The sequence below is a fragment of the Marinovum sp. J2-8 genome (assembly GCF_055808435.1).
This window is the reverse complement of the sequence record NZ_JBVVRZ010000003.1, coordinates 582167-597631: the sequence shown is the minus strand read 5'-3', so window position 1 is coordinate 597631 and position 15465 is coordinate 582167. Positions and strand designations below refer to the sequence as shown.

Sequence of the window (15465 nt, the reverse complement as noted above, 5' to 3'; positions counted from 1 at the left end):
GCATGCATCTGCCATGCAAGCCCCGGCTTTGTTTTGCCACTTGACCAAAGGCCGGGATAAAGGGAAACCGCGCGCATGGAATTCGATCTGATTGTCATTGGGGCCGGTCCCGCCGGTGCCGCCGCCGCAATGACCGCTGTGCGCGCCGGACTTCGCTGTGCCTTGGTCGACAAGGCACGTTTTCCGCGTGACAAGCTTTGCGGGGCCGGTTTCACCGGGCGGGCGGCCAAATATTACCGCGAAATCTTTGCCACGGATTTGCCGCCGGAATTTGACCAGAAAACCACGGTCGAGCTTTACGGTTTTGGCGAAAAGCTTGGCGTTATTGCGGATGTGCCAACCGTCTATTTGACCATGCGGCTGTCGCTGGATGCGCATTTATGCGCTCTGGCATTGGCGGCGGGGGCGGAGGATTTCACCGGCCAGAGGATCGCCGAACTCAGCCCCGAAGCGGGCAAGGTCACCCTGTCCGATGGCCGCATATTGACCGCACCAATTGTCATTGGCGCCGATGGGGTGAATTCCGTGACGGCGCGCACCCTGTTTGGCCGTGCGTTTGATCCCGCCCGGATCGGGTTCGCGCTGGAGGTCGAGGCACCGCCAATTTCCCCGACGCGCCGTTGCGCATCGACATGGGGGCGGCGCATTGGGGCTATGGCTGGTCCTTTCCCAAATCCGGCAGCCACACCGTTGGCGTTGGCGGGGTGCATAGCCGAAATCCCAATCTCAAATCCCTGATGCAGGATTATATGTCACTGCTGGATGTGCCATCCGATTTGCGGATCAAGGGGCAATACCTGCCGTTTGGACAGGCACGAAAGCGCCCCGGACGGGCCAATGTCCTTTTGGCGGGGGATGCCGCCTGGTTGGTCGATCCGGTCACCGGCGAAGGCATCGCCTATGCGCTGAAGTCCGGTCAATTGGCGGCGCTGGCAGCACGGGATGCCTTGGCGCGGCATGAACCGGCTGCGGCGCTGATGCTCTACCGGCATCGCCTGCGGCCAATCCTGAACGCAATGCGCCATGCAAATTTGGTGCGCTATTTGCTGTATTGGGGGCCGTTTCAACGCGGCTTTGTTCGCGCGGCGCGTGGATCGGGCCGATTGCGCCACGATTACATGGCGCTACTAGGGGGCAACTTGGAATATGGCGATCTGATGTGGCGCTTGCTGCGGCGGTTCCCTAACTACATTGCGCGGGCAACCGGGATCAAGACCAACACTTGACCTAACGTCACCCTTCGGTTTCTATTGAAACCATGCAGATCACTCGTCGCCTTTTCCTCTTTGCGCCCCTGGCCATTGGTGGTCTGGCTGTATCGGCCTGCGCGGTTGGGCCTTTGGCGCCGCTGCGCCTTGCGCCCGGATCGACCCTGATTCTTGTGCGTCATGCGGATCGCACCGACGAAAACCTGAACGCCGCCGGTCGCGCCCGTGCTGCGGCACTGCCCGCCGCTTTGGACGGCCTTGCATTGGACCTTATCCTCAGCCCCGGCATCCAGCGCAATCTCGACACCGCCAAACCGCTGGCAGAGGCCCGGGGCCTCGTAATCACCCGCCTGCCCCAGGAACGCCCCGCCGCGCGCATTGTCGCGCTTGGGGCCGGAAAATCCGCGATCTGGATTGGCAACAAGGGCAATTTGCAAAGCATCTGGGACGATCTCGCCCCGGGCGGAGAGCCGCCGCTTGAATATGGCGATCTGTTTATCCTGACCGCAGATGCCGAAGGCCGGCTTCTGGTCGACCGCCGCCATTGGGGGGCCTGACCGCGCCGCCAGCCCACAAAAGGCCGCGAAACGCATCCATTAAACCCCACCGTGAAATATCTTGAAACATGCGCGCATTGGTCGCATATTTCGCGCGCGAAGTTAACTATCGACCACTGCACCTATTACGGCTCAGTCCTTCGATCTGCATTGACTAAGCCGGGCTGTCGCAGTTCCGCGGACAGCAAAACACGAGGAGAAGACAGAATGGCCACTGGCACTGTCAAATGGTTCAATACCACCAAAGGCTATGGATTCATCGCGCCCGATGGCGGCAGCAAAGATGTGTTTGTCCATATTTCCGCAGTTGAACGCTCTGGTTTGACCGGACTTGCCGACAATCAAAAAGTCACGTTCGACATTACCCCCGGCCGCGACGGCCGTGAATCCGCCGAAAACATCGCACTGGCCTAAGCCATCCGGCAAAACGGCTTCACAGCGATCCCAGGACCCCGCCCGCAAGCGGGGTCTTTTCTTTGCCAAAACCCCTAGTCTTCGCGATCAACAATTGCGATCAGCTGCTCCACATGCGGGCCAATCCCCTGGACGATCTGCCCCACGCCCACGGCATTCGGGTGAATGCCATCACCTTGAATCAAATGCTGAATTTCTGCCGGGGTCTGCCCGCCTGACAACAGGATGTCAAAAAAGCTGGGTGCCAGCAGCACGTCATATTCTGCAGCCAACGCGGGATAAAGTGCATCGAATTGTAATTTGTAATCTTCACCATAATTCGCCGGGGCCTGCATCGGCACCAGAAGCACCGCAATCCCGTGGTCCCGGGCGACCTGCAAAATTCCGTCCAAATTGGCCCGCGCCACATCCGGCGCGATGCCGCGCAACACGTCATTGCCGCCAAGCGCGACGATCATCGCATCAATCTCGGGCGTCAAACTCCATTCGACCCGCGCCAATCCGCCTGCTGTCGTATCCCCGGACACACCGGCGTTGATCAGGGTCACGTCATGGCCCTGTTCCGCCAGCCAGCCGCGCATTTGCGGCACAAATCCCTGATCTTCGACCAAGCCATAGCCCTGGATCAGACTGTCCCCCAGCGCAAGAATATCCAGCTCTTGCGCGGATACAGGCGCAGACATCGCCAAAACCAGTGCTGCCGCCTTGCTCATCTGGCACCGCACCCCATATGTCAAAAGCTGAAACATTACCCAAAAGGCCCTTTTCATGACGGATCCCGTTCTCTCGCTTAAAGATGTGCATCTGGCGCTGGATGGCAATGCCGGACGGGTCGAGATTCTGCATGGAATCACGCTTGATGTGGCAAAGGGCAGCTCTCTGGGGCTGATTGGGCCATCCGGGTCTGGAAAATCTTCGCTTTTGATGTTGATGGGCGGATTGGAACGCGCGACCGGCGGCAGTGTGACGGCCCTGGGCCAAGAGCTGGGCGCAATGGGCGAAGACGGGCTGGCGCGGTTCCGGCGTGATCACATGGGCGTTGTATTCCAAAGCTTTCATTTGATCCCGACAATGACCGCATTGGAAAACGTGGCGACGCCGCTGGAACTGGCCGGACACCGCGATGCCTTTGACCGGGCCGCAGCAGAGCTTGAGGCCGTTGGCCTTGGCCATCGTGCCGACCATTATCCTGCGCAAATGTCCGGCGGCGAACAACAGCGTGTGGCGCTGGCACGGGCGCTGGCACCACGCCCCGCGATCCTTCTTGCGGATGAGCCGACCGGCAATCTGGACGAGGCAAACGGCGGCGCGATCATGGATCTGCTGTTTGGTCTGCGCGATCGCCATGGCGCGACGCTTGTTCTGGTCACCCATGCGCCCAGCCTGGCTGCGCGCTGTGACAATGTCGTGCGGTTGCGCGATGGTCGGGTCGATGACGTCGCGCGTGAGGCCGCAGAATGAGCCTTGCGACCGACACGGCCTCTGCCGCCCGTTTTGCCCGTCGCGAGCTGCGCGGTGGCCTGCGCGGATTTCGTATTTTTCTGGCGTGCCTGGCACTGGGTGTGGCTGCAATCGCCGGAATCGGCATGGTGCGCGCCTCGATCCAGATGGGACTGGAAGAAAAAGGCGCGGAACTGCTGGGCGGCGACGCCGAGGTGCGGTTCACCTATCGTTTTGCCGAGGCCGAGGAACGCGCCTGGATGGCGGCGCGCGCGACCAAGGTTTCCGAGATCACCGATTTCCGATCCATGGTTGTGGTCGACGGCCCGGAGGGAACCGAACGCGCGCTGACCCAGATCAAATCCGTCGATACCGCCTATCCGCTGTTGGGCGCTGTGACGCTTGCGCCGGACATGCCGCTGGATCAGGCGCTGGCCGATCATGGCGCGGTCATGGCCCCGGTGCTGGCCGATCGGCTTGGCCTGGAACCCGGTGACAATTTTCGCCTTGGAACGCAGGATTTTACCCTCTCCGCACTTCTGATGGTTGAACCGGACAATGCCGGTGGTGGGTTTTCGCTTGGGCCGCGCACCTTGGTGCGCACAGACGCTCTGACAGATTCCGGCCTTCTGCAACCCGGCACCCTGTTTGAAACCCATTACCGTTTGCAATTGCCGGCGGATACCAACCTCGACACATTGGAAACCGAAGCCCGCGCACGGTTTACCGAAACCGGCGGTCGCTGGCGGGATGCCCGTAATGGCGCGCCGGGAATTGGGCGGTTTGTCGATCGGCTCAGCAATTTTCTGATCCTTGTCGGCCTGTCCGGTCTTGCGGTCGGCGGCGTCGGCGTGTCGGCAGCGGTGCGCGCCTATCTGGCCACCAAGACATCCGTGATTGCCACCCTGCGGACCCTGGGCGCGACGCGTCGGGTGATTTTCCTCACCTATTTCCTACAAATCGGCGTCCTCAGCCTGGTCGGGATCACCATTGGCCTCGCTCTGGGGGCCATTGTCCCGCTGGCCCTTGCCCCGCTGCTGCAATCACAACTGCCGGTGCCTGCGGTGTTTGCCCTTCATGCGCAACCGCTGGCCGAGGCTGCACTTTATGGTGCGCTGACCGCGTTGATTTTCACCCTTTGGCCACTTGCCCGAACCGAAGACATCCGCCCCGCCACCCTGTTTCGCGATGCGATGGGCGGCGCGCGGCTGTTGCCGCATTGGCCTTATGTGGCGACAACCCTGTTGCTGACAGCCGCCCTTCTGGGCGCGGCGGCCTTGTTTTCCGATTTCTCTGGCTCACGCTCTGGACCGCGGGCGGGATCATTGCGGCCTTGATCGTGCTGGCACTGACCGCCGTCCTGATCCGATGGATCGCCCGCCGGTCGGGCCGCGCCGTGCGCCACCGCCCTGCCCTGCGCTGGGCCTTGTCGGCAATTTCCGGCAAGACCGAGGGCGCGGCGGCCACCGTGTTGTCGCTGGGTCTGGGGCTTTCGGTGCTGGCCTCTGTTGGCCAGATCGAAGGCAACATGCGCGCCGCCATTCAAACCGACCTGCCCGAGATTGCGCCATCCTATTTCTTTGTCGACATCCAGAAAGATCAGATGCCGGGGTTTCAGGCCCGCCTCGACGATGACCCTGCGGTCAACAAGGTCGACAGCGCCCCGATGCTGCGCGGGATCATCACCCAGATCAACGGACAGCCGGCCCGTGATGTGGCCGGGGACCACTGGGTCATTCGCGGCGATCGTGGCATCACCTATTCCGCCGAAATCCCGGCGGACACGACACTCACATCCGGGGACTGGTGGCCGTCGGATTATTCCGGCCCGCCTCTGGTCAGCTTTGCCGCCGAAGAGGCCGAAGAAATCGGCCTGAAGCTGGGGGACGAATTGACCGTCAACATCCTTGGCCGCGACATCACCGCCACCATCGCATCCTTTCGTGAGGTCGATTTTTCCACCGCCGGGATCGGGTTCGTGATGTCGATGAACGCCGCCGCCCTCTCGGCTGCCCCGCATAGTTTCATCGCCACCGTCTATGCCGAAGAAACCGCCGAGGCGGCAATCCTGCGCGATCTTGCAACCGCCTATCCCAATATCACCGCCATTCGCGTGCGCGACGCGGTGGATCAGGTGGCCGGCATTCTGACCGGCATCGCCTCGGCGACGGCCTGGGGCGCGGCGGCCACCCTCCTGACCGGGTTCCTGGTGCTGATCGGCGCCGCCGCCGCCGGAATACAGGCGCGCACCTACGAGGCAGCGGTGTTGAAAACCCTTGGCGCCGCCCGCGCCCGGATCTTGCAGAGCTTCGCCCTGCGCGCGATCCTTTTGGGAATGGCGGCAGGGTTGGTGGCGCTGGGGGCCGGGATTGCCGGGGGCTGGGCCGTCATGACCTACCTGATGGAGGTAAGCTATTCGGTGCAATGGGCCTCAGCCCTTTTGATCGTGTTCGGCGGTGTCATGGCGACGCTTCTGGCCGGTTTGGCCTTCGCCTGGCAGCCGCTGGCGGCGCGCCCGGCACAGGTACTCAGAGCCAGAGAATGAGGCGCGAATTGCCTGCACCCCCTATCAAGGGCGAGATCAACCAACAATCCTGCCCTTGATCCCTTGCCGCCGCACTGGCACACCCGGCACAACAGTTTTGAAACCCTTGGAATCGGAGCCCCCATGTCAGACAACCTGCCCATGGCCGTGCATGCACCGCTAACCCGCGCCCAGAAAACCGCCCTGCTGAACCTGGTGCGCCGTGCCGCACGGGCCGAAATCCTGCCACGGTTTCGCGCCCTGGACCCATCCGAGATTTCCGAAAAGACCAGCAAGCTGGATCTGGTCACCGCCGCCGATGAGGCCGCCGAAGCCATGATCACCCGTGGCCTGCAAATGGCATTCCCCTCTGCGGTCATTGTCGGCGAAGAAGCCGCCTCGAAGAAGCCCGAGATTCTGGATGCCCTGGACGATGCGCCGCTTGGCTTCCTGATCGACCCCGTCGATGGCACGTGGAATTTCGCCCATGGCCTGTCGGTTTTTGGCACAATGGTTGCGGCCACCCGCTTCGGCAAACCCGTCTATGGCATGATCTACGACCCGCTGAACGACGATGTGGTCGTCGCCGACGAAGACAGCCTGACAACCTGGACCGGGCCGCGCGGACGCCGCCGCACCCTGACCACCGCCGCGCCTAAGCCATTGGATGAAATGGTGGGCTATATCCATCTGAAGCTGATGCCCGAAGCGGTTCAGCCGCAGGTGGCCGCCGTTTATCCCCGCATTGGCCGCCCCGACGCGCTGCGCTGTTCGGCCCATGAATACCGCCTGCTCGCCGAGGGGCATTGCGACTTTGTCCTGTCGTGCAAGATGACCCCCTGGGATCATGCCGCCGGGGTATTGCTCTGCCAAAAGGCAGGCGGCCATGTCGCATTTTTGGATGGCCGCGAATTTTCGGTGTCCGAACGGGAAGGCTATCTGCTCTGCGCCAGCAGCGAAGAGGCCTGGAACACCGTGGCCGCGGCGCTGGATTTTCTGGTAGAGCCGAATTCCGAAACTGCAGAAGCCAGCGACGAAGAAACCCCCGCCGCCAGCTAAGCCACGCCACGGTCCCGGACTTGATCCGGGACCACGCCGCAAGCGCCGCCGACGTCACTCCGCCGCGTCGGCATAATCCTCCATCGGGGGACAGGTGCAGACCAGATGGCGGTCCCCATAGACATTGTCCACGCGGTTGACCGGCGGCCAGTATTTGTCCACCCGGAACGCGCCCGGCGGAAAACAGCCCTGTTCGCGGCTATAGGGCCGGTCCCAATCGCGGACCAGATCCTCCATCGTATGTGGCGCGTTTTTCAGCGGGTTGTTCGCCCGGTCCATCCGCCCCGCTTCGATTTCACGGATCTCTTCGCGGATCGCCAGCATGGCATCGCAGAACCGATCCAGCTCGGCCTTGGTCTCACTTTCTGTTGGCTCGACCATCAAGGTGCCGGCCACCGGCCAGGACATTGTCGGCGCGTGGAACCCGCAATCCGCCAGACGTTTGGCAATATCGTCGACGCTGACATCGGCGCTTTCGGCAAAGGGACGTGTGTCGATGATACATTCATGTGCCACCCGCCCATTGCGACCCCGATAAAGGATGTCAAACGACCCCTCCAACCGCTTGGCAATGTAGTTGGCATTCAGGATCGCCACCCGTGTCGCCTGGGTCAGCCCCTCGCCGCCCATCATCAGGATATAGGCCCATGAAATCGGCAGGATCGAAGGCGAACCAAAAGGCGCAGCGCTGACCGGCCCTTCGGCACCCGACACTTCGGGATGGCCCGGCAGATGCGGCACCAGATGCGATTTCACCCCGATCGGCCCCATGCCGGGGCCACCGCCGCCATGCGGAATACAGAACGTCTTATGCAGGTTCAGGTGGCTGACGTCGCCGCCCAGATCACCCGGACGGCTGAGACCGACCATCGCATTGAGGTTGGCCCCGTCGATATAGACCTGTCCGCCAAAGTCATGAACAATGCTGCACACGTCACGCACGGTTTCTTCGAACACCCCATGGGTCGACGGATAGGTGATCATGCAGGCCGCCAGATTGTCGGCGTGCTGTGTCGCCTTGGCGCGGAAATCATCCAGGTCGATATCGCCATTGGCCGCCGATTTCACCACCACGACCTTCCAGCCGACCATCTGGGCCGAGGCAGGGTTGGTGCCATGTGCCGACATCGGGATCAGACAGACGTTGCGGTGCCCTTGCCCCTGTGCCGCGTGATAGGCCGCGATTGTCAACAGACCGGCGTATTCCCCCTGCGCGCCGGAATTCGGCTGCATCGAAAAATCATCGTATCCGGTGATCTGGCACAGCTTGGACGACAGATCGTCGATCAGATGCTTGTACCCCAGCGCCTGATTTTCCGGGGCAAAGGGGTGCAATTCGGAAAATTCCGGCCAGCTGATCGGCATCATTTCTGCGGCCGAGTTCAACTTCATCGTGCAGGACCCCAGCGGGATCATCGCCCGATCCAACGCCAGATCACGGTCCGCCAACCGGCGCATATAGCGCATCATTTCGGTCTCGGCCCGGTTCATGTGAAAAATCGGATGGCTGAGATAGCCGGACGTGCGCAGCATCGCCTCTGGCATCTTGTAGACGGGTTCGAAATCATCGTCTTTCTGTTCGATGCCAAAGGCCCGCCAAACCGCCTCGATGGTCGAGGGGCGTGTACATTCGTCAAGTGTGATCCCGACACGGGTCTCACCGACACGGCGCAGGTTCACGCCTTCGTCGCGCGCCGATTTCAGCACCGCGGATTGCAAGGTGCGCACATCGACGGTGATCGTGTCAAAGTAGTTCTTTGGATCAACGGTAAAGCCCGCCGCCTCCAATCCGCGTGCCAGCCGAACCGTTTTGCGGTGAATACGCTGGGCAATCGCGCGAAGCCCCTCAGGCCCATGAAACACCGCATACATCCCGGCCATGACCGCCAGCAGCGCCTGTGCCGTACAGACGTTTGATGTCGCTTTTTCGCGGCGGATATGCTGTTCGCGGGTTTGCAACGACAGCCGATAGGCCCGGTTGCCGTGGCTGTCCACCGACACGCCGACAATCCGGCCCGGCATCGCGCGTTTAAAGGCGTCGCGACAGGCCATATAGGCCGCATGCGGCCCGCCGTATCCCATCGGCACGCCAAAACGCTGGGTCGAGCCGACGGCAATATCCGCGCCCATCGCACCCGGTTCCTTCAACAGGGTCAGCGAAAGCGGATCGGCGGCCACGATCCCAACCGCCTTGGCCCCATGCAGGGCCTCCATTTCGGCACTGAAATCACGCAGATGGCCATAGGTGCCGGGATACTGGAAGATCGCGCCAAAAACCGCCTCCGGGTCAAGGTTTTCCGGCTTGTCCACAATCACTTCGATCCCCAGCGGCGCGGCGCGGGTCTGCATCACGGCGATGTTCTGGGGGTGGCAGTCACGGTCGATGAAAAATGCCTTGGCCTTTGATTTGGCCACCCGCTGCGCCATGGTCATCGCCTCGGCACAGGCGGTCGCCTCGTCCAGCAGGGACGCGTTGGCAATTTCCAGCCCGGTCAGGTCGCTGACCATGGTCTGAAAGTTCAACAGCGCCTCAAGCCGACCTTGGGAAATCTCGGGCTGATAAGGGGTATAGGCCGTATACCATGCCGGATTTTCCAGAATGTTGCGCTGGATCGCCGGCGGTGTGACGGTGCCATGATAGCCCTGACCGATCAGCGAGGTCAGAACCTTGTTCTTGCTGGCGACTTCGCGCATGTGATGCAGCAGCTCGCGCTCTGACTTCGGCTTGCCGAAATCCAGCGGCGCATCCTGACGGATTGCCTTGGGCACGGTTTCGTCGATCAGCGCGCCAAGGTCAGAAACCCCAAGAACCGCAAACATATCGGCCATTTCTGCCGGTGACGGGCCGATATGACGCCGGTTGGCAAAATCATAGGGCAGATAGTCTGTTGGTGTGAATGTCATGGCAAAGCCCCTGCTTCATTTCGGATCGGCATATCTCTCGGTCAGCGCCAAGGAACGCCTTTGTTGTAGTCGATTTCGAGCCGCCCAAACCGGATAACGTCGACAGAACCGTCGCGCGCCCATGTCCTGCGCAATGTGCCCGGCATCATTTGACGCCCTCTGGGTCGCCTTCGAAGGGCCCGAAAGCCCGTCCGGCCAACACGAAACAGATGATGCAAGACCGCAAGCGCGCGACCTCTGCCGCTCATCTGCTTCGTGTTCCGCGGTTTTACACGGCGACCCAGATTGTTACCCGATGAAGTCCTTGTATTCCGCTTCATCCATGTAATCGTCCATCTGGCTCAGGTCGGCGGCCTTGATCTTGAAGAACCAGGCCTCGCCCTCGGGGTCGTCGTTCACCTTGCCCGGCTCTGCCACGATCGCCTCGTTGACCTCGACAATTTCGCCGTCAATCGGGGCCAGAATGTCGCTGGCGGCCTTGACCGATTCAATCACCACGATTTCATCGTCTTTGGTGACTTCGGTGTCCACCTCGGGCAATTCCACAAACACCACATCGCCCAATTGTTCGGCGGCATGGGCCGTAATGCCGATGGTCACAACGTCGCCATCGACATCAAGCCATTCATGTTCTTCGGTAAATTTCATCTTTGTCTCCTGTCGAACTATCTTTTGAAGCCTTGTTTCACAAAGGGCAGCTTGGCCACCCGCACCGGAAGCCGTTTGCCGCGCACCTCGCCATATAGCAACGTGCCCTCAGCCGCCAAGGCTGTCGAGACATAGCCCATTGCGACCGGGCCGCCGACCGTCGGGCCAAAGCTGCCAGAGGTGATTTTGCCGATTGCCGCGCTGCCTTCTGCATCCGCAAACAATTCCGTTCCATCCCGCATCGGCGCGCGCCCCTCAGGCAGAAGCCCGACCCGTTTCTGCGCGCAGCCCTCTGCCAGATCGCTGAAAATTTCCGCAGCGCCGGGAAAGCCGCCTTCGCGGTCGCCACCCGCGCGGCGCACCTTTTGCATCGCCCAGGTCAAACCGGCTGCAACCGGTGTGGTTTCGGCGTCGATGTCGTGACCATAAAGACAAAGCCCACCCTCAAGCCGCAGGCTATCGCGGGCGCCAAGACCGATGGGTTCCACATCCTCATGCGCAAGCAAGGCCCGCGCCAGATCCAGGGCCGCCGATGCAGGCACCGAAATCTCAAACCCATCTTCGCCGGTATAGCCCGACCGCGACACCCAGCATTCAGCCCCCGCAATCGGCAGGGTTTCAACATCCATGAATTTCATCTCGGCAATGGCCGGATAATGCTCTGCCAGAACAGCCTCGGCCGCCGGCCCCTGCAACGCAATAAGCGCGCGGTTGGTGATTTCCTTGACCGTCACCTCAGGCTCAAGCGCCGCGCGCATGGCCGCAATATCCGCCACCTTGCAGGCGGCATTGACCACCACGAACAGATGATCGCCACGATTGGCAATCATCAGATCATCTTCGATCCCGCCATGTTCATTGGTGAAAAACCCATAGCGTTGCCAGCCCTCGCCCAGCCCCAGCACATCGACCGGCACCATGCGTTCCAGCGCGGTCTTGGCGACATCGGGGTCACGGGCCCGCAGCACAACCTGCCCCATGTGGCTGACATCAAACAGCCCGGCCTTGGCACGGGTATGAAGATGTTCCTTCATCACCCCCAGCGGATATTGCACCGGCATGTCATATCCGGCGAACGGCACCATACGTGCGCCCAGTTCCACATGAAGATCATACAATGGCGTTTTCTTCAGCGCGGTCTTGTCGGTTTGGTCGTCTGACACTCACATTCTCCCGTTTCGGGCCGGAGTGCCCATTTTTGGGCGAGTCCCGGCATCCCCTGTTCCCCGACCCCAAAAGGTCAGTTCGGCGATGCCCCATCTGTCCTTTTGCCTGAGATCGCTATCCCTTCGGCGGCCCGGTCATACGCCGGACACTCTCCAGATTTTGGTCGACATCAGAGGTCCGTTGGCCTGAGAGTTTCCGGGGCGGTTGCTCCTTCGGCACCGGCGAAACCGGTTCTCCCACTGAGTTGCGAGGAATGTATGACAAGGCCAACAGGCAGGGCAACGGCAAAATCAACGCGCAACGCCCCAGACGGCATTTTGACATGCCCCGGACGGCACAAGATTGCCCGTGGTGCACAATCTTTGCGCCATCAGGGGTTTGACTTCCCCGGACGAGCCGTCACATTTGCCCCCATGATGGATCCCTATTTCTTTGGCTATGGTTCGCTGGTGAACAGCGCGACACATGATTTCACCGACATTCACGCCGCGCGTGCCCGTGGCTGGCGGCGGGCGTGGCGACACACCGACCTGCGGCCTGTGTCCTTCCTTACGGTTGTGCCAGATGCGCAATCCACCATCGACGGGGTGATTGCCGCAGTGCCCGGTGCCGATTGGGCGGCGCTTGATCTGCGCGAAGGCGCCTATGACCGGGTGCCCGCCAGCGATCAGGTGGAGCACAGCCTTGATCCTGCGCTGGATATTGCGATCTATGCGATTCCGGCGAACCGGCACGCGCTGCCCACCACGGCGCATCCGATTTTGATGTCCTATCTGGACTGTGTGTTCCAAGGTTATTTGCACCGCTATGGCTGGGACGGGGTGACCGGCTTCATTGCCACAACGGATGGCTGGCACGCGCCGATTCTGGATGACCGCGACGCCCCGCGGTATCCCCGCCACCAACCGATCGACGCCGAAGACCGCAGCCGCTTCAACGACCTGCTGACAGATGTCGGCGCGCGTATCCTGATGAGTCTGGCTTGATCTCCTGGGTTCTTGTTCTGGCGCGACGGATCTGGACCCGGCTTTGGGTCCGGGTGGTCCTGCTATCGCTCTGTTCCCTGCTGTCGCTGGCATTTGCACCGCTGCTGACGCCGTTCATCCCGGAAGGGATCAAATATCAACTCGGCCGTGATGCGATCCTGCCGGTGCTGACAATCCTGGCCTCCGGCATGTTGGCCGTCACCACATTTTCGCTGAATGTCATGGTGTCGGCCTATCGCGCCGCGTCTTCGATGGCGACGCCAAGGGCCTATCGGCTGTTGCTGGAAGACACGACAACCCAAAGCGTGCTGGCGACCTTTGTTGGCGGATTTGTCTATTCGCTGAGCGCGGTGATCCTGTTTCATGCCCAGGTTTATTCCGACGACGCGGCGGTTGTGGTGTTTGGCTTCACCATCGTGGTTGTGGTCCTGATCGTGCTGGCGATCCTGCGTTGGATCGACCATCTGTCCCATCTGGGCAGCATGGATCACACCCTGCAGATCATCGAGGCGCAAGCGCGGGAAACCCTGCGCAATCGGGCGCGCCGCCCCTGTCTTGGCGCACGCGCCGCCACCGATGACGACATTCTGCCCGTGAGCGCGCGGGCGTTTGTGGCGCGAAAATCCGGCTACATCCGCTTTATCGACATGGCAAAGCTGAACCAGCTGGCCCAGGAGGCGGCCAGCGATATTCACATCGGCTGCGCGCCCGGCGATTTTGTCCTGCGCGACACCCCGCTGGGGATGGCCAACATGGGCGATGACCGCGTGCTGAAAACGGCGGCCCGCTGTTTCGAAATCGGCGATGTGCGCAGCTTTGATCAGGATCCGGCGCTTGGTCTGGTCATTCTGGCCGAAACCGCCCAGCGCGCGCTGTCGCCCGGTGTGAACGATCCGGGCACCGCGGTCGAGGTCATTGGTCGGTTGCAACGCCTGCTGTGGGAAGAGTTGCCAGTGCCGCCAAACGCGGAAAAGGACCACAAGGCAACCTTCCCCCGTGTCTCCATCGCGCCGGTGGCGGTCACGACCCTTTTGTCCGCCGCCTTTGCCGCGATTGCCCGCGATGGCGCAAAGGATCCAGATGTCATGGCACGGCTGCACGGGGCGCTGGCCGCGCTGGCCGACCATCCCAATACCCAGATGGCCGCAGCGGCGCAGGACATGCAAAAGGCACTGAACCAGAGCTAGGGGGCAGCAAGCCGCCGGCCCCTAGAGGTGGCGCAAGCGGTCAGCCCCGCGCCTTGACCACTTGCAGCAATGGCATCACATCCGACATGTCGGGCCCGCGCTCCATACCGGTCAGCGCCTTGCGCAACGGCATGAACAACCCACGGCCCTTGCGCCCGGTGGCGAATTTGACCGCAGCGGTCCAGCTGCCCCAGGTGTCGCCATCAAACGGACCTTCGGGCAACAATGCCAGCGCCTCGGCCACGAAATCCGCATCCTCGGCGTCAATCACCGGCTCCGCCCCGTCGCGGAACATCGCCCACCATCCGGCCAGGTCACCCTTGGTCGAAATGTTTTCCCGTGTCACGGTCCAGAACCGTTCCGCCAAATCCGCAGGCACGCCCAGCGCCGCAATATCATCTGCCACTTGCGACACGGTCAACGTCTGCAAATAACGCCCGGTCAGCGGATACAGATCCTGTTCATCGAACTTGGTCGGCGCAGAGCCGAATTTCGACAGATCAAAACCTTCGATCAATTCCGCCATATCGGTGCGCAGTTCGACCGGCTCCGACGACCCCAGCCGCGCCATCAGGCTCAGCACCGCCATGGGTTCAACCCCATTGGCCCGCAGATCGCGCAAGGACAGCGTGCCAAGACGTTTCGACAAGGCTTCGCCCTGCGGTCCGGTCAACAACGAGTGATGTGCAAACTCTGGTGGCGTGCCGCCCAGCGCGCGAATGATCTGGATCTGGGTTGCGGTGTTGGTCACATGGTCCGACCCGCGCACCACATGGCTCACGCCCATCTCCATATCGTCAACAACCGACGCCAGCGTATAAAGCAACTGGCCATCCTGACGGATCAACACCGGGTCCGACACGCTGGCGGCATCAATCGAAATATCGCCCAGGATACCGTCCGCCCATTCGATCCGTTCCTGATCAAGCTTGAAGCGCCACACGCCCTGCCCCCGCTCGGCCCGGAGCGCGGCAATTTCATCTTCGGACAGGTTCAATGCCGTGCGGTCATAGACCGGCGGCTTGCCCATATTCAGTTGCTTCTTGCGCTTCAGATCCAGCTCGGTCGGGGTTTCGAACGCCTCATAGAACCGGCCAATCTCGCGCAGCTTGTCAGCGGCGGCATTGTATTGCTCCAACCGATCCGATTGACGTTCGACCCGGTCCCAATGCAGGCCCAACCATTCCAGATCCTGTTTGATCGCATCGACATATTCTTCTTTCGACCGCTCCGGGTCGGTGTCGTCAATCCGCAGGATGAACGAGCCGCCAGATTTCCGCGCGATCAGGAAATTGAACAGCGCGGTGCGAAGGTTGCCGATATGGATGTAACCGGTGGGCGATGGGGCGAAACGGGTGGTGGTCATGGGGG

Annotated in this window: 13 protein-coding genes, 1 pseudogene and 1 riboswitch; of the genes and pseudogenes, 9 read left to right on the top strand and 5 right to left on the bottom strand. The window is 61.5% G+C overall.

Features of this window, described 5'->3' with window-relative positions; translation table 11 throughout:
* Positions 1-75: 75 nt before the first annotated feature.
* The 4 genes from AC0L4F_RS12395 to AC0L4F_RS12380 all read left to right on the top strand — a co-directional run bounded on the left by AC0L4F_RS12395 (position 76) and on the right by AC0L4F_RS12380 (position 2179).
* On the top strand, positions 76-738 hold the full coding sequence (locus tag AC0L4F_RS12395) for an FAD-binding protein (protein ID WP_244688825.1): 663 nt from the start codon (positions 76-78) through the stop codon (positions 736-738).
* Positions 621-1226, top strand: a complete 606-nt coding sequence (locus AC0L4F_RS12390; RefSeq protein ID WP_244688944.1) for a geranylgeranyl reductase family protein — start codon at positions 621-623, stop codon at positions 1224-1226. The genes AC0L4F_RS12395 and AC0L4F_RS12390 overlap by 118 nt, the downstream gene beginning before the upstream one ends.
* A 32-nt stretch (positions 1227-1258) precedes the next feature.
* Positions 1259-1765, top strand: coding sequence for a histidine phosphatase family protein (locus AC0L4F_RS12385; protein ID WP_244688824.1), 507 nt, complete (start codon positions 1259-1261; stop codon positions 1763-1765).
* Positions 1766-1972: 207 nt separating this feature from the next.
* A complete protein-coding gene (locus AC0L4F_RS12380; RefSeq protein ID WP_244688822.1) occupies positions 1973-2179 on the top strand; it encodes a cold-shock protein in 207 nt (68 codons plus the stop codon).
* 74 nt (positions 2180-2253) lie between these two features.
* Here AC0L4F_RS12380 and AC0L4F_RS12375 read toward each other — a convergent pair whose 3' ends face one another.
* A complete protein-coding gene (locus tag AC0L4F_RS12375; RefSeq protein ID WP_244688820.1) occupies positions 2254-2892 on the bottom strand; it encodes an arylesterase in 639 nt (212 codons plus the stop codon).
* A gap of 55 nt (positions 2893-2947) precedes the next feature.
* Between AC0L4F_RS12375 and AC0L4F_RS12370 the strand changes: the two genes are divergently transcribed.
* The 3 genes and pseudogenes from AC0L4F_RS12370 (at position 2948) to AC0L4F_RS12360 (ending at position 7202) form a co-directional block, all read left to right on the top strand.
* The gene (locus AC0L4F_RS12370) at positions 2948-3640 is read left to right on the top strand and encodes an ABC transporter ATP-binding protein (RefSeq protein ID WP_244688818.1); all 693 of its coding nucleotides are present in this window, start codon (positions 2948-2950) and stop codon (positions 3638-3640) included.
* Positions 3637-6164: pseudogene (locus AC0L4F_RS12365) on the top strand (ABC transporter permease). Before AC0L4F_RS12370 ends, AC0L4F_RS12365 begins: the two are co-directional and overlap by 4 nt.
* 123 nt (positions 6165-6287) lie before the next feature.
* Entirely contained in the window at positions 6288-7202 is a 915-nt protein-coding gene (locus tag AC0L4F_RS12360; protein ID WP_244688816.1) for an inositol monophosphatase family protein, read from the top strand.
* Between the two features lie 54 nt (positions 7203-7256).
* Here the strand turns inward: AC0L4F_RS12360 and gcvP are convergent, their stop codons facing one another.
* The 3 genes from gcvP to gcvT form a co-directional block, all read right to left on the bottom strand.
* Positions 7257-10106 (bottom strand): aminomethyl-transferring glycine dehydrogenase, encoded by a 2850-nt coding sequence (gene gcvP, locus AC0L4F_RS12355; protein WP_244688813.1) that lies wholly within the window; start codon positions 10104-10106, stop codon positions 7257-7259.
* Positions 10107-10394: 288 nt separating this feature from the next.
* Positions 10395-10754: a glycine cleavage system protein GcvH gene (gene gcvH / locus AC0L4F_RS12350; protein ID WP_244688811.1), complete on the bottom strand. Its 360-nt coding sequence runs from the start codon at positions 10752-10754 to the stop codon at positions 10395-10397.
* Between the two features lie 17 nt (positions 10755-10771).
* Positions 10772-11917: a glycine cleavage system aminomethyltransferase GcvT gene (gcvT, locus tag AC0L4F_RS12345; RefSeq protein ID WP_244688809.1), complete on the bottom strand. Its 1146-nt coding sequence runs from the start codon at positions 11915-11917 to the stop codon at positions 10772-10774.
* Positions 11918-12084: 167 nt separating this feature from the next.
* Positions 12085-12170: riboswitch (glycine riboswitch) on the bottom strand.
* Positions 12171-12334: 164 nt separating this feature from the next.
* On the opposite strand from gcvT, the gene AC0L4F_RS12340 reads away from it, so the two are divergent.
* Positions 12335-12907, top strand: coding sequence for a gamma-glutamylcyclotransferase family protein (locus AC0L4F_RS12340; protein WP_244688807.1), 573 nt, complete (start codon positions 12335-12337; stop codon positions 12905-12907).
* Positions 12904-14094, top strand: a complete 1191-nt coding sequence (locus AC0L4F_RS12335) for a DUF2254 domain-containing protein (RefSeq protein WP_244688805.1) — start codon at positions 12904-12906, stop codon at positions 14092-14094. The genes AC0L4F_RS12340 and AC0L4F_RS12335 overlap by 4 nt, the downstream gene beginning before the upstream one ends.
* Before the next feature lie 40 nt (positions 14095-14134).
* On the opposite strand, the gene gltX is transcribed toward AC0L4F_RS12335, so the two are convergent.
* Positions 14135-15460, bottom strand: a complete 1326-nt coding sequence (gene gltX, locus AC0L4F_RS12330) for a glutamate--tRNA ligase (protein WP_244688803.1) — start codon at positions 15458-15460, stop codon at positions 14135-14137.
* Positions 15461-15465: the final 5 nt, after the last annotated feature.

Coding starts and splice junctions, on each gene's coding strand:
- AC0L4F_RS12395 (WP_244688825.1), top strand. CDS start 76: ATGGAATTCGATCTGATTGTCATTGGGGCCGGTCCCGCCGGTGCCGCC.
- AC0L4F_RS12385 (WP_244688824.1), top strand. CDS start 1,259: ATGCAGATCACTCGTCGCCTTTTCCTCTTTGCGCCCCTGGCCATTGGT.
- AC0L4F_RS12380 (WP_244688822.1), top strand. CDS start 1,973: ATGGCCACTGGCACTGTCAAATGGTTCAATACCACCAAAGGCTATGGA.
- AC0L4F_RS12375 (WP_244688820.1), bottom strand. CDS start 2,892: ATGAGCAAGGCGGCAGCACTGGTTTTGGCGATGTCTGCGCCTGTATCC.
- AC0L4F_RS12370 (WP_244688818.1), top strand. CDS start 2,948: ATGACGGATCCCGTTCTCTCGCTTAAAGATGTGCATCTGGCGCTGGAT.
- AC0L4F_RS12360 (WP_244688816.1), top strand. CDS start 6,288: ATGTCAGACAACCTGCCCATGGCCGTGCATGCACCGCTAACCCGCGCC.
- gcvP (WP_244688813.1), bottom strand. CDS start 10,106: ATGACATTCACACCAACAGACTATCTGCCCTATGATTTTGCCAACCGG.
- gcvH (WP_244688811.1), bottom strand. CDS start 10,754: ATGAAATTTACCGAAGAACATGAATGGCTTGATGTCGATGGCGACGTT.
- AC0L4F_RS12340 (WP_244688807.1), top strand. CDS start 12,335: ATGATGGATCCCTATTTCTTTGGCTATGGTTCGCTGGTGAACAGCGCG.
- gltX (WP_244688803.1), bottom strand. CDS start 15,460: ATGACCACCACCCGTTTCGCCCCATCGCCCACCGGTTACATCCATATC.